Origin of the sequence: Adlercreutzia sp. ZJ154, from assembly GCF_011039055.1 — a bacterium.
Classification (GTDB): Bacteria; Actinomycetota; Coriobacteriia; order Coriobacteriales; family Eggerthellaceae; genus Adlercreutzia_A.
This window is the reverse complement of sequence record NZ_JAAKEF010000001.1, coordinates 54,524-69,325: the sequence shown is the minus strand read 5'-3', so window position 1 is coordinate 69,325 and position 14,802 is coordinate 54,524. Positions and strand designations below refer to the sequence as shown.

Sequence of the window (14,802 nt, the reverse complement as noted above, 5' to 3'; positions counted from 1 at the left end):
GACTCCTATCGTCTAAGGGCTTCTACGCCCGGTAAAGCCTCTCCTTGTACTAATTCCATAGAAGCGCCGCCACCTGTAGATATAAACGTCATTTTATCTGCCAAGTTAAATTTGTTTACAGCAGCCACAGAATCGCCGCCGCCAATTATTGTATCTGCCAAAGCATTGTCAGCAACCGCTTGCGCTACAGCTTTTGTTCCCGCAGCAAAGGGTTCCATTTCAAAAACACCCATTGGACCATTCCAAAATACGCTACTTGCTTGTGCTATGGCTTCAGAATACACACGAGATGTAACAGGTCCTATATCTAGTCCCATCATATCGCTTGGAATATCATCCACTGAAACAACTTCACACTCAGCGTTCTCATCAATTGCGCCTGCAGCAACTACATCTTGCGGAAGAAGAAGCTGCACGCCATTGGTTTTGGCTTTTTCTATCATCTGAGCGGCTCGGTCTACCCAATCATCTTCTTTAAGAGAGGCACCAACATCTTTGCCCTGAGCGAGCAAGAACGTAAAGCACATCGCGCCGCCAATTATTAAAGTATCAGCTTTGTCTAAAAGCGAATCTATAACTTTTATCTTGTCGGATACTTTAGAGCCCCCAAGTATCGCCACAAAGGGACGTTTGGGAGCATCTAACATACCAGTTATGGTTTCCACTTCCTTCTGCATAAGATAACCAGCGTATGCAGGAAGCAATTTTGCAACACCTGCTGTGGAAGCATGTGCTCTGTGCGCAGTACCAAATGCGTCATTTACATACACATCAGCCAAATTGGCAAGTTCTCTACAAAAATCGGCATCGTTGCTTTTTTCTCTAGAATCAAAGCGTAAATTCTCAAGAACTAACACGTTGCCATCTTTTAGAGCAGCCGCTTTTTCTTTAGCCTCGCTACCCACAGTGTCGCTAGCAAACACAACCGGCATAGCCAAAATTTCAGACAAGCGCTGCGCAGCTGGCTTCAAAGAAAAATCAGCCTCAAAGCCTTTACCCTTCGGTCTGCCCAGATGACTTACCAAAATAACACGAGCGCGACTATCAATAAGTTTTTGTATAGTGGGAAGCGCAGCACGAATTCTCGTGTCGTCGGTCACTTCGCCATCTTTTAGCGGAACGTTAAAGTCAACGCGCACAAGAACCTTTTTACCCGCCAAATCAGCATCATCAATGCTTTTAATATCAGCCATATTAACCTTTCATCTATTTTGCAAGACTGGCTTCACACCGCAAGTTATTACAGCATTATTTTGGCTAAGTCTTTTACGCGGTTGGAATAACCCCATTCATTATCGTACCAGCTGATGCACTTGACGAAATTGCCTTTCTCACCAAGCACCATCGTAAGCTTAGAATCGAATATAGATGAGGAAGAATTTCCAACTATATCAATAGAAACAATCGGATCTTCCATGTACTCCAAAATGCCCTTCATAGGACCTTCTGCTGCAGCTTTCATAGCGGCGTTTATTTCGTCGATAGTAACTTCACGCTCTAGCTCTACTGTTAAATCTACCATTGAGCCATCAGGCGTTGGAACGCGGGTAGCAAAACCATCCAACTTGCCTTTAAGCTGCGGAAGAACCAACGCTACCGCGCGTGCGGCTCCTGTAGTAGTAGGAATCATCGACATAGACGCTGCGCGCGCACGGCGCAAATCTTTGTGAGGAAGATCCAAAATTTTCTGGTCGTTGGTATATGCGTGTATCGTGTTCATAAAACCACGCTTAATTCCAAAATTATCAACTAGTACCTTTGCGAAAGGTGCCAAGCAATTTGTTGTGCATGAAGCGTTTGAAACAATGTTGTGCGCAGCTTTATCGTAGGTATCATCGTTTACGCCCATAACTATTGTGGCATCCACATTTTTGCCGGGCGCTGAAATAATAACCTTCTTAGCACCGGCTTCAAGGTGGGCCTTGGCTTTTTCACCATCGGTAAAGAAACCGGTTGACTCAACTACGATTTCTACACCCAATTCACCCCATGGCAAGTCTGCTGGATTGCGCTCGGAAAGAACCTTAACTTTGTTGCCATCGGCAATAAAGCCATCTTCTACTACCTCAACCTTGTCAAAAAAACGACGGTGCACCGAGTCGTATTTCAGCAAGTGTGCCATTGTAGGAATGTCACCAAGGTCGTTCACCGCCACAACCTCTAGATCGGGATCGTTTGCCATTGCGCGAAATACGAGACGCCCGATTCTACCGAAGCCATTGATGCCGACTTTCGTTGCCATGTTTGTTCTCCTTTACGACTTTGCGGCTTAATGCCGCATACGAACATGTAAAAGATATTACCACGCTGTTTTTGTTAACCATACCTTTATTGGCAAACAGTTGGGAATGCGGCTATCTTAATCTTCTAGTTCTTTAGCCATTTGCTCAATACGGCGCATCCTATGATTTATCGCCGATTTTGAAAGAGGTGGGTTTGCAAAAGCCCCAAGTTCTTTCATGGAAGAATCTGGATGACGAACGCGAAGTTTAATAAATTCCTGTAAAGCAGGTGGAAGCGATTTCATACCATAGTGCTCAACAACACGAGCTATACTCATCAGCTGCCCCACAGCCGCACTAGATGCTTTCTGCTGGTTCGCTAATTCGGCATTTATTTGCCTATTTACATCGTTGCGCACGGATTTAACCACCCGTTCTTGCTCAAGACTTAGCGCCGCATGATGAGCGCCTGTAAATGCAAGAAATTCTAGAATTGCACTTCCACTTTTCAGGTACACCATATACGAGCTGCGACGCTGCATTATGCGAGCTTTTATGCCCTTTTCACCCATAATGCGCACAAGACCTTTTGCAAGATCTTCGCTTTCTACAATAATTTCAAAATGGAAATCGCTTTTAGGGTTTGATATGAAGCCAGAACCCAAAAACGCACCTCGCAGATACGCCGCTGCGCAGCATTGTTTTGCTATAAGAGAAGAGTTTATTCCTAACTGCAACCCGCCATCATCTGATATAACACCCATATCCTTAAGAGCTGCTGCCAATCCAGCCTGAGCGGGTATTTCTATCAAGTAATTCGGAGTTTTATGCAAAACAGAGCGCCGCACTGTCAATTCGGTACGCAATTTGTATATGTTATGAATTAGGCGGATTACCAAACGTGCCACCGATGGAGCATCGGTGGCAATTTCCACACGATATCTACCGGGACCGCTTACAAAAAGAGTGCCCTCTATACGCACCAAGGCAGCTAATGTTGCTTTATCGCAATGAGAACATACGGGCTCTATGTGCGCTAATTCGTCGCGTACATCTGAAGTAAACGACATTTATAACGTCTTTCTCGCATGCATTAGGCGCAAAACTTGCAAGAATGCGTCCCTAAGTGCCGAAGGCGAATGCCATGTAGGGTGCTCAAAGTCGGCTAAATCGCGCGCTATTACTATCGGACCAAGCGATTGTATTTCTTGCATATCGTGATACGTTATGTGTACCGGACGTACAAGACCGCGGCGGGTTTTTGCTTTTAAGTTGCTTCGGTCTTCAAATTGCTCACTGGATACAACGCCCAATGTATCCTGCGTCTTTGGTGGCTCTAGCGGACGCGGCGTATGGACTAACACATAGTCAAGCAAGCCACCCATTCCATGATCTAGCAACGATGCAACATGTTCATAAGCTGTTAATCCCCAAGTTTCTCCCTGCATATCAGCCAATGAACACACAAAAAGAGTGCTGCCTTTTGAACGACGTATAGCATCGGTTATTCCGGGAACAAGCAAATTTGGAATAATGGAGGTGAATAAAGAACCCGGTCCTAGAACTATTAAGTCGGCATTTTCTATTGCCTGAAGCGCCGGAGTATATGCGCAAATTTCACAGCCATTCTGACCGTGGATATTAACTTTTTCAAGAGCGGTACGTGAATGGCACGCAACCGCCTGCCCATCAAGACGGCGACCATCGCGCGTTACGGCAGACAAAGTTACATGATCTAAAGTTGAGGGATACACATGCCCTTGCGCACCCACCAAAGTTTCACATATAGATATAGCATCTGGAAACGACCCACACGCATCTTCAAGCGCAGCTAAGATTAAGTTTCCCAAAGCGTGATCGTCGGCAATGCTTAACCTATATTTGAACGCCCGAACAAATGGATCTAGCGGATTACCGGCAAAAGCTGTAATACATTTCCGAATATCTCCGGGAGGCGTTACATCAGCCTTTTCCCGCAGCAAGCCGGTAGAGCCACCGTCATCCGCCATTGCAACTACAGCACTAGTGTCTATCCCCATAGAAAGAAGTGTGCGAATAGACATTGGCGCACCTGTACCACCGCCTATAACAACAGCCTTTACAGGTCTTTCTAGCATCTCGGTAACATCTAGCGTCTCAAAGTCGCCACGAAGATTAAATGCGGATGTAGCTGATGGATCTATGTTGAAAGGTTTTTTCAATATATCACCTTTAGTTTTGTCTACACAGCAGCGTGCACATCAGGAGTTTCAGTGGAATAATCAGCTCTACCGCCACGCTCTGCCAGTTTCAAATCTCTGTGCGCAACAGATACCCTATATCCCTTCGACTTCAGATAATCGCCAGTAGATTCAGCAAGCGCAACAGAGCGATGTTGACCTCCGGTACAACCTACCCCAATAGCTAACTGTTGCTTTCCCTCAGCAACATATCCGGGCATCAATACGTCTAACAAACTGTGCCAGCGCTTCTTAAATTCTATTGTTTCATCGCGAAGCATAACAAAATCGCGCACAGGTTCATCTAGGCCAGTTAACCCTCGCAAATCTGGATCGTAATACGGATTCGGAAGGAAACGTACATCCATCACTACATCGGCATCGACTGGAGCTCCGTGCTTAAAGCCAAACGAATAAACAGTAACAGCTAAACCTCTACGTTCGTCGCCCTTCGCAAAAAGCTGTCTTATTGTATCGCGCAAAGCAGATGGCATCATATCCGTTGTATTAATAACAGTATCGGACATGCTGCGCAACCTCATAAGAAGGGTGCGCTCTAGCTGAATACCTTGAGCTATTGTTGTGCCATCGCTACACAGCGGATGACGACGGCGACTTGATTTATATCTAGCGACTAACTTTTCATCATCAGCATCTAAAAATATAACGTGTAAATTGATACCCTTGTTCTTCAGGGCAATCAGTTCATCTGTTAGCGATCCGAAATAATCTCCATTACGAGCATCGCAAACAACTGCTAAGCGATTAGGCCCATCATCGGAATTACAGCGCATATCAACTAAATTTTCTATAAGACTAGACGGCAAGTTGTCAACGCAGAAAAAACCTAAGTCTTCAAAAACATGCATCGCTTCGGTGCGTCCAGCACCGCTCATCCCTGTTACAACAACAAGCTCTGGCATGAGTTCTAAGTCTAGGATCTCATTCTTGTCACTCATTTTTACTCCTAAGCTCACATACCTCAAGACTGAACATTATACTGCGTCAGCACCAAATAGAGTTCTTCTGCCACTTCACCGGGAAGCACTCCTGCCTCTTTAATATCTTCCAAAGAAGCGCTTCTAAGATTACGAAAAGACTTAAAATGCTTCAATAACGCTTTCTTACGAACAGGACCTAATCCTGCCACATCATCTAATATCGATGCTGTCATTCCTTTACCGCGAAGTTCACGGTGAAATGTGATTGCAAATCTGTGAGCCTCATCACGTACCTGTTTCACAAGATAAAGAGAAGCTGAACCTCCCGGAAGAACTACAGGACCACTATCTTGCCACGGCACAAAAAGCTCTTCGTCGCGCTTGGCAAGACCGACTAACGGTATATCGTCTATTCCCATTTCTTCAAACATTTGAATAGCAGCACTTAATTGCGGTTTACCACCATCCAAAATTACCAGATCGGGCTTACTGCCAAATCGTTTGTCAGCCATACGACGCGCAGAATAACGGCGGCTCACAACTTCTTGCATGCTTAAAAAATCGTTCGCTTCATCTAACGGGGTTTTTATTTTAAAGCGCCTGTACTGGTTTTTGTCAGGCTTACCACCAGTAAACACCACCATTGAAGCTACCGTATATGAACCATGAATTGTAGAAATGTCGAAGCATTCTATGCGCATAGGTGGCGCATCTAGGGCAAGCGCACTTTCCAGTTGCAAAAGTGCTGTATTTATGCGCTTATCATCATAGTTTGTACGAACTTTATATCGCATAAGCGTATGCTTGGCGTTAGTTTCCGCCATTTCAATTAGCGCTAATTTTTCGCCACGTTTAGGACTAAAAAAGTGAACCTTAGCACCATGCGCAGATGCAAGTTTTTCACTAAGCCAACCTTCCATAACATCTGAATCTTCTGGCATATCCCTAAGTATTACCTCATGCGGAATAGACTCCGTAGCATCGTAGTAGCGCAAAAGGAAATTGTGCTGAAGGTCTGAATCGAACACATCGCTGCCGCGGTTTAAGATGAACTCGTTTGAGTTAATTATGCGCCCTTCTCGAACAATTAAAGCGTGTACACCAGCTATTGTTTCCTCACGATAAAAGCCAAATACATCGGCATCTAAGTTATGTGAAGACACAGCATGCTGTTTGTCATTCAAAGAGCGTATTGTGTCAATTCTATCTTTTGTGCGTGCAGCGCGCTCAAAGTCAAGATCGGCAGCTGCCTCGCGCATTTCGCTTTCTAAATTATCGATAAATTCAGTCCTCTGACCTGCCAGAAAACGCTCAATTGCATGCACGTTTTCCCTGTATTTTTCAGGTGTTATATGCCCGCAACAAGCGCCCGGTCCAAGCCCCACGTGCGCATCGAAACAAGGACGCGCATCTGCTGTTGATGCAAGAAACTCCTTGTATTGTGTTTCGCAGACATCTTCTGACACCTTAGTTTTTTTGTCTAAGAATTTATGCAGTCTTCTGTTCAAAGATCGCCATTCGGCACATGAAGCACTACATAAAGGAACCACGCGTCTGGAAATGTCTACCAACCTGCGCGCCGCCCGACTATCGGTATAGGGTCCAAAATATCGCGTGTCGTTTCTATGTTTTTCTCTGGTGTATTTGATAGCAGGAAATACATCACCTTTGGTTATGGCAATAAATGGATAGCTTTTATCGTCTTTAAAATCGGCGTTATAGAAAGGTTCGTGCTCGTTTATTAAGTTCTTCTCCAGAACAAGAGATTCATGTTCATTTGAAACTACAATATATTCAAACGAATCTATCTGCTCTACCAAAAGTGGAATTTTTGCACGTTCATCTTGGAAATTAACATATTGACGCATCCGAGCGCGAAGCTGCTTCGCCTTACCAACATATAAAACTTCGCCCTCTTTGTTCTTCCATAAATAAACACCCGGAAGCGTAGGAACATTACAAAGCTCTCGCTTAATGCGCGCAAGCTTTTCTTCTTGTGTTTCAAATGTGTTGTCGCTCATAAAACGATGTTATCACAGGCTTATGCATAAGGGATATATCGTTTAACCTAACCTAGACCGCAAACTTATTGAACATCTTTTTGTGCATGAATAAGGACATTTTCAATAGCCGGCAAGTCAGCTTTATTGAATTGATATGAGACAATCTGCGGCTGAGAAAAGTCTGCTATATCGCTTTGCTCCACACGTATAAAATCGGCAGAAACTTCACTATAGCCAGAGCTAAGCAGCGCAAAGGCATAGCATTGCGCTTGCAAGAGATGCTTCTCATGCAAATGCGCAGATGATTCATCCGCCATACCGCCGGTTTTGTAATCTATCAAATGTGCATCTTCATCCGAATGCGCTAGTCCATCTATTTCGCCTACTAAGTAAAACTTTTCTTCCCCGCTGCCTACAGCAACGCAAAAAGGAACTTCGGCAGCAATGTTTTCATACGAGAAAAATTCACTGGCTTTTTTACTTTTAAGCCATCGAGAAATAGATGATTCCAATCTAGCTTTTTGAGCATCAGAGAGGTTGCATATTCTTTCTTGAGCGCAAATATCGCTAGCTTCTGGAAAAACTGGTGCCAAAGTATGCGAAGCAGAAGCGCGCTCTATAGACTGCTGTGCCAGCCTATGAAAAGCCGTCCCTAAATCTGTTGCTTTATCAGCATCAACTACGCAAGTGCCAGCATCCTTATCAGTCTCACACAAATCCGATGAAGTGGTTTCTTTAAGCGCGTCGGTATGCAACGCGCTAGAAAGCGATGTATACGAATACATCCCAGATCGAGAACTACCAGAAGATAGCCGAGGTACAGGATATTCCAAATTGCGTATAGGAATTTCAAATGCTGCTTCAGCGCATTTATCAAGCGCAGAATCTTCTTCAAAAGAATTGTTGTTTTCAGCATCTTCCTCAGAGGTAGACGCATTACTAGAAGGCAAATACGTAAATGAAACTTTTGCAGGTGTGCTGCCGCCAAAATCGACCATAGAAACGGAACCTGCACAATCTAGTTGCCACAAAAAAGCACGATACACCCCTCTAGCTAAAACATTGTTATCGTAGCCATTTTTCGGATCTCCCTGCATCTTCAAAGATAAAAATATTGACTTGACAGCGCGCGTAAGCCCAACATAAAGCAACCGCTTCGATTCAGATTCAACCTGCTCAGTCATATATCCACTAAGGGCTGCAAATATGTCTTGTATGGTCATATTTTCAAACGAACGTCTACTATCTGGCGCTGGACGGAACTTTTTCAAAGCTTTTATTCTAGTTGCCGCATCTCCCCAAGATTTTGCTTTACCGCAGACATACGTATTGTCTTCTATGTTTTCCACCACAAAAGCTGCTTCAGAAATTCTGCGATTGTTAAGCTCTGCCACAGCGACATGTGGAAATTCAAGACCTTTCGAACCATGAATCGTCATTATGGTTACATAGTTGCCATCAATAGGCGCTAAAAGACCGGGTGTTTCTTTCTCTAACCTAAGATGCTCAATATAGCGCCGCGACACTTCCGCAATTCCGCACGATTCTTTTTGAAGTATCTCGATTAATCGACAAGCCTTTTCAAAATTACCCGCTGCGGCAAGACCTTCTACACCTTCGCGTTGCAATCTGTCTAACAACCCACAGCTAAGCAACAATCTGCGCATAGCATATGACACATTTCCGCTTTGTGCCTCTTCCATAAATTCTTTCAGACAGCACCTAGCGCAATTCAGCGCTGTTAAATCGCTTTCAGAAAGCAAGTTTGATAATTCTTTATCCGGCGCTATAAATCCAGACGCAATTGAGTTTTTCTTTATAGCGCCATCATCTAAGCGGGAAGCCAAAGCTAACAACACATCATCGGTAATGGCAAACATTGAAGACATTAATATATGCAGCAGCGCTTCTTCGTCATAAATATTGCGCGCTACTCTTAAAAGATCTGCCACCAACTGCGCCTCTTGTGCGAGTTGAAATATTGATCCGGCAACTATTTGCGCCTCTAAACCAACTTCGCGAAGCGCTTCAGCATAAGTCTGTGCATTAGACATGCTACCCAAAAGTAAAGCCATATCGCTTGCCGGTGCACCGTTTTCGTGCAGCTTCGCAAAATGAGCCGCAATATTTTTTGCAGCTATCTGAAGCGCATCAGCCGATGTAGCGCTTGGACCATTCTGCTTGCGCTGGTAGTGAACCACATCAATGTTCACTCTTGGAATATTGGCAAATACAGCATCTTCTACATTATTGATAGCGCCGCGGGCTTCCAAGTGCAAGAAATTACTACCAAACATATCCTCAGAAGCAAATATTGCATCAACCATCTTCAATATGTCGCCATGGCTTCTGAAGTTGTCAGGCAATTCCACCATTACAGCTTCGCTATTTGTGCGCTTCAGATTTTTTTTGTAATCCAAAAACACATTTACATCAGCACCGCGAAATCTATAAATACTCTGCTGCGCATCTCCAACAGTACAAACATTGCTCAAGTCGGGCTTTGCCAATGCAGAGACTATAGCGGTCTGCAGTTTATCGGTATCTTGAAACTCGTCAATCATTATTAATTTGAAGCGATCTCTGTACGACTTTGCAATATACGGGTCATTTATAAGCGCCTCGTGGCATTTTCGTAGTAAATCGTCGTTATCTAATCTGGATTTCCCCTTCAAATTAGAAAACGTCTTATCCACCATCTTCGCTAAGTCTATTACAGCTTGCACACGCTCTATTCCAAGCGTGCATTCAGCTTCTTCTGAAAGTTTTGCATAGCACGCTCTATATTCGTTGTAACACTCCATAAAAGCAGCGTTATTTTTGTTAGAGCGATATTTAGAAGAGTGCGGAAATGCGTACAGCATCTCTCTGAATAAACCAGCATCGTTGCCTTCAGCATACGAAGATGCATTCGATACAGCATCTGAAAGCATCTCTAGAAACTCTATGTCTTTTGAAGACTGCTCTGACCATTCCTGCGCAGAATGCAAGAAAGTACGCCCAACCTGAATCATGTCAGACAAAATAGAGCACAAGCTTCGCCCACCAGTTGGCATTTTTATACCATCAAACCCATCTGGCATTGTGCGAACACGAGATAAAAGATACGCAACATCGTCCATAATGCCGCGACCAAAGCTACCCTGAGCAACTAGCGGTTCTTGTTTTACTATTCGATGCAGACGTTCGTCGTCCGATTCCAACACATTTGCAGCAACTTCATCTATTGCGCGGACAAGTAAGATATCGCGCTCGGTTGAATCTATAATTTCAAAGCCCGGATCTATTCCTATACGTATAGCATTTTCTCGAAGTATTCGCGCTGCCATAGAATGAATTGTAGATATCCATGCGTTATCAGTCATGCGAGCTTGCGCAGGCATTCCTTCTTGCAACAGCAGCGCCTTTATGCGCGAACGTAATTCTGCGGCAGCAGCATTGGTATAAGTTATGGCGCAAATTTCCTCTATAGACGATAAAGGACCATCTTCGCCAATTGCTTCTACAATTCGCTGAGTTAATGTAAAAGTTTTACCAGAACCAGCCCCGGCGCTTACCATAAGCGGACGATCTAGAGTCTTTATAACTTTTAATTGACCAGACGTGCAACGTTGCGTATCCATTAATGCACACCTTCGCATCCGACAAAAGAGCAATGCTCGCATATGTTTTTTGAATCTGGCGAAATGCTTATATCACCTGCCACTAGATTTTCAATTTGTGTCTTAATGGACGTTTCAACATTGTCCAAAACGTCAGCTATATTACAAACTCTAGAAGATTTAGAAGCGTACTTATCAGCATTATAGAGAGATGGATCATAAGCCCCCGCCATAAGATCTGAGGCTTTTTGAGCCCTATATGAAAGATACAGCGCTGCGGCGCACTTCAAATCTGGATGCGTTTTCTTATATGCTTGAGCATATATTAGCGCCTGTGTTTTTTGCGGAATAAGATAAGAGCTATCTAAGTCTTGTTCGCAATTCCCCAACGCATGACCAGCAATTGAACCCTTATAGTCAAAAATGACAAAATTGCCGTTTTCATCAACATCTACCCGGTCAATTCTTCCATTTAGTATTGCGCCTGCATATACAAGCCTCTCGTCAGCATCAATAGACATCTCAAGTGCTTCAGGAATATATGCTTGCGGTAAGTCTTTGAGAAGGTTCACAAAAAAATGCAACTGCGATTGCAATCGTTTAACCTCTATAGTCTCTGCCACACCTAGCGGAACAAATCGTCTTCCTAGACATCTCTGAAACTGACGACTTAACACCTGTTCAAATACCTCATCAAGCAAACCGTCACAGTTGTCCATTAACTCTGCACGAGCATATCCCGCCTCTTTGCCTCGCGCATAAAATTCTGCCATTACTTCGTGCACAAAAGTGCCCATTTCCAATGCGCCAAAACCCTCATCAATGCCGCTAGGCGCTATCCGACAATCTATAAACCAAGAATACGGACAGTGAACATATTTCTCTATCGCAGATGGCGAAAGAATTGGCATTTGAGTGATTGCAGAATTTTCAGTTTTAAGAAAATCAATTAGATTAAAAGTGCGCAAGTGCCCACGCTGTGGCTGTTCCGTCTTTATTATGTTGTACGGCTTTTGGAGACATTTTCCAACAGACAAGACAAAATCATCTTCACCAAAAACTATGTTTGAAGGGTCAATAGCTAGTATTGCGTCATAAACTTGATTCACATCTACCGGTTTACCGGTTAACTGCGACAATAAATCTTCAACAACAAACGATGGATATGCTGCTTTGCCATCTGCGTTACGTTTAGGAATTATGCAAGCAAAATGCGATTTCGCAGCAAGTAGAGCCGTTATAAAAGAATACTTAGCTTCATCCGATGCAGATAAACGCGGTGGAAAACCCAGCTGCATCTCTAGTGCAGCCAAACAGTTATCCTTAGAAGATAAATCTATCGCATCTTCGCTGGCATCAGCCACAATAACCGCATCAAAGGAATTAGAGGCTGTATCATTCATAGCCTGCATATCTCGTATCACTAATGATATAGACGACCCATCATCTATCTGCACCACATTACGTATCGATACAGATGCATTTCCCAATAACGAAGCAGCGTCAGATATATTTCCCGTAAGTGAATGTAGTTGCTCAAGTATTTCGCAATATTGCCTTAAAGCTGCAATTTCAGCAGTTTTATCAACTTGCCTAATACCCGATGCTGCCTGAATAACCGACTGAAGTTTTTCAATCGCTTCATCATTTAATAACTTACCTTTTATTAGATCTGTAAAAACCTCATACGAACAAGATGTGCTACGCAAAACCTGTTCTATATACTCAATATCGGTCAGCCTGTTAGATCGAAAGTTAGTATCTAGCTTAGATGCCTGTATTGGAGCAATACCAGACCATTTTGAATAAGCGAAATCAACAGCGTGTTCTAATGCCATTCCGTCATTTTCTTGTATGGCACGCACAGCCAAAAGCGCCCTTCCAAATTGGGTATCCGACAAAAGCGCAGATGTTTCAAGAGTTACAGACGCTTTTAAGTTTCTAACAAAAGGAGTTACTTGCTCAAAAAGCGCTTTTGGATTTTTTGCAAAAATGAGGATATCTTCACACCCGTCCAAGATTACAGCGTCAATAAGTTCAACCAATGAACTAAATATTGCAGAAGAGCCCGTAGGGGTAGCAAACAAAAATTTGGTTTCTGTAACATAGATATTGCTTTGCAAAGTTTCCACCATTGCGCGTTCAACATGAAAGAAGCGCTCAACAGCAACAGGAAGATCGAATTGACTTTCAATCTCTACAGATACAGGAATCGACATAGCAGACATGATAGATGCAGCCTCTGCGGGTTCAATTAAATTAAAGTTATGCAGAATTTTAAGGTAGTCTTGAATCAAACGTAATACGGCGCAATTCGATGCATCAAATTCCTCTATACAACTTAGCGCATGCGCTAATTCCGCAGTTCCGCTAATTCGCTGCACAAATGAAGATATAACGTCGATAGAACCTGCAGTTGCAGGAATATCTGATTGTGATAACAATAATTGGGCAATAAGAATTCTGCGTTGTATGCTGGATACGACATTTCGCCCGTCGCCCCATAATTCCCACTTCGAGGTAACAAACGATAGCGGTGTTGTGGCATCCACACCAAAACCTATACGCAAATCTGCCATATGCTTCAGAGCAAAATCAGCCTGTTCCCTGCTTTGGAATATGTATGTCTTAGAGCTTAGCGTCAAATTTGTTCCTTTTGCAATTACCGCGCTGCATCAATAAAGTTGAAAAAGCAAAGCGAAGGCTGCGAATATTTCAAACACAGCTTCTCCGGCTTTCACATCATATGCATGTCTTTATACATATTATATGTATAAAACTGCAAATATCATAAGCGCCCTAAAGCAATTTGAGCCTTGGCAAGCTCTTCTGCATAATACCAAGAACCACCAGCTACACACGAATCTAGCAAATAAACTGCAGCCGTATACCACGCTTTTGCCAACTGTATATTCTTCGCGCATCCACTACCCAACTCCATACACAGCGCGATGCGTCTAGCTGCACAACCAGCATGAATTAGATTAACAGCAGACCCTTCAACAAGCGCCAAAATTGTGTTGCTATCGTGCGCAGCCTTGATGTCTGTCAATGAACAGCATGCGGCTCTAGAAAATGACCCGATATATAAATTGTACGCCAATGCCTCATTTGCTTGACATCCTATAGCTCCGTGAACCATATCCCCCAATTGCCACTTTGCCTCCGATGAACCTCTTGCAGCAGCCCGTCGAAACGCACGTACTGCTTTTTCAATTACAGAGTCGGCAGCATGTTTTGCATGCGTACTAAGCGTATCTTTCCAATAGTTTCCCTTGCACATATCAAATTTGTAGAGCACCCCTAAGCGCGTATAGGCTTCAACATTTCCTTTATTACATGCATGCATATACAAAAGTTCTGCCGCCTGAAAACAGGCTATAGAACAATCCTGTCCAAAGTGCGCTAGCCCTTCCGAGAAATACTTTTCTGCCAACTCTAAAGCGCGCATACCGCCCGCATCTCGCCCAATTGGATAGCTACATACAAATTTCCTCTTAGCGTTATCCTCGTTTTCTGCATGCAAATCAGGCTCTGAAAGCCACAACTTTGGCAAGGTTTCACCTTTTAGGGACCCTCGTCTATCTATCTGGAATACCGGAACTGAACATTTCCGGCGCTTCTGAAATTTGCTTGCTGCCTTAGCAATAGTTCCGGTTTCGCAAATGCCATTTGCACGCATAAAACTAGGTGAACCAAACAAAGTGCAGATAGATCGCGACAAAATACCCACCATACTAGCCCTATTTTCCGGGAAAAACCTAAGTGGTACAACACTTTGCAATGCAGACATATCAATCCCTCCTAATTCCGAT

Annotated in this window: 9 protein-coding genes; all 9 read right to left on the bottom strand. The window is 43.6% G+C overall.

Features of this window, described 5'->3' with window-relative positions; all coding sequences use genetic code 11:
* Positions 1–5: 5 nt before the first annotated feature.
* The 9 genes from pgk to G7Y37_RS00250 all read right to left on the bottom strand — a co-directional run bounded on the left by pgk (position 6) and on the right by G7Y37_RS00250 (position 14,780).
* Positions 6–1,193, bottom strand: coding sequence for a phosphoglycerate kinase (gene pgk, locus G7Y37_RS00290; protein ID WP_165060053.1), 1,188 nt, complete (start codon positions 1,191–1,193; stop codon positions 6–8).
* Positions 1,194–1,240: 47 nt separating this feature from the next.
* The gene (gene gap / locus G7Y37_RS00285; protein WP_165060050.1) at positions 1,241–2,242 is read right to left on the bottom strand and encodes a type I glyceraldehyde-3-phosphate dehydrogenase; all 1,002 of its coding nucleotides are present in this window, start codon (positions 2,240–2,242) and stop codon (positions 1,241–1,243) included.
* Between the two features lie 117 nt (positions 2,243–2,359).
* A complete protein-coding gene (gene whiA / locus G7Y37_RS00280; RefSeq protein ID WP_165060048.1) occupies positions 2,360–3,292 on the bottom strand; it encodes a DNA-binding protein WhiA in 933 nt (310 codons plus the stop codon).
* Positions 3,293–4,426, bottom strand: coding sequence for a gluconeogenesis factor YvcK family protein (yvcK, locus tag G7Y37_RS00275; protein ID WP_165060454.1), 1,134 nt, complete (start codon positions 4,424–4,426; stop codon positions 3,293–3,295). It lies immediately after the preceding gene.
* 17 nt (positions 4,427–4,443) lie between these two features.
* Positions 4,444–5,400 carry an RNase adapter RapZ gene (rapZ, locus tag G7Y37_RS00270; RefSeq protein WP_165060045.1) on the bottom strand — a complete coding sequence of 319 codons (957 nt, stop codon included), beginning with the start codon at positions 5,398–5,400 and terminating at the stop codon, positions 4,444–4,446.
* Positions 5,401–5,423: 23 nt separating this feature from the next.
* Positions 5,424–7,403: an excinuclease ABC subunit UvrC gene (uvrC, locus tag G7Y37_RS00265; protein WP_165060042.1), complete on the bottom strand. Its 1,980-nt coding sequence runs from the start codon at positions 7,401–7,403 to the stop codon at positions 5,424–5,426.
* A 65-nt stretch (positions 7,404–7,468) separates the two neighbouring features.
* Entirely contained in the window at positions 7,469–11,008 is a 3,540-nt protein-coding gene (locus G7Y37_RS00260; RefSeq protein ID WP_165060039.1) for an exodeoxyribonuclease V subunit beta, read from the bottom strand.
* On the bottom strand, positions 11,008–13,632 hold the full coding sequence (locus tag G7Y37_RS00255; protein ID WP_165060036.1) for a PD-(D/E)XK nuclease family protein: 2,625 nt from the start codon (positions 13,630–13,632) through the stop codon (positions 11,008–11,010). The genes G7Y37_RS00260 and G7Y37_RS00255 overlap by 1 nt, the downstream gene beginning before the upstream one ends.
* A gap of 143 nt (positions 13,633–13,775) precedes the next feature.
* Positions 13,776–14,780 carry a hypothetical protein gene (locus tag G7Y37_RS00250; RefSeq protein WP_165060032.1) on the bottom strand — a complete coding sequence of 335 codons (1,005 nt, stop codon included), beginning with the start codon at positions 14,778–14,780 and terminating at the stop codon, positions 13,776–13,778.
* Between the last annotated feature and the right edge of the window lie 22 nt (positions 14,781–14,802).

Excerpts from the sequence above, each read along its gene's own strand:
- gap (WP_165060050.1), bottom strand. The coding sequence starts at position 2,242 with ATGGCAACGAAAGTCGGCATCAATGGCTTCGGTAGAATCGGGCGTCTC.
- uvrC (WP_165060042.1), bottom strand. The coding sequence starts at position 7,403 with ATGAGCGACAACACATTTGAAACACAAGAAGAAAAGCTTGCGCGCATT.
- whiA (WP_165060048.1), bottom strand. The coding sequence starts at position 3,292 with ATGTCGTTTACTTCAGATGTACGCGACGAATTAGCGCACATAGAGCCC.
- G7Y37_RS00250 (WP_165060032.1), bottom strand. The coding sequence starts at position 14,780 with ATGTCTGCATTGCAAAGTGTTGTACCACTTAGGTTTTTCCCGGAAAAT.
- G7Y37_RS00260 (WP_165060039.1), bottom strand. The coding sequence starts at position 11,008 with ATGGATACGCAACGTTGCACGTCTGGTCAATTAAAAGTTATAAAGACT.
- pgk (WP_165060053.1), bottom strand. The coding sequence starts at position 1,193 with ATGGCTGATATTAAAAGCATTGATGATGCTGATTTGGCGGGTAAAAAG.
- rapZ (WP_165060045.1), bottom strand. The coding sequence starts at position 5,400 with ATGAGTGACAAGAATGAGATCCTAGACTTAGAACTCATGCCAGAGCTT.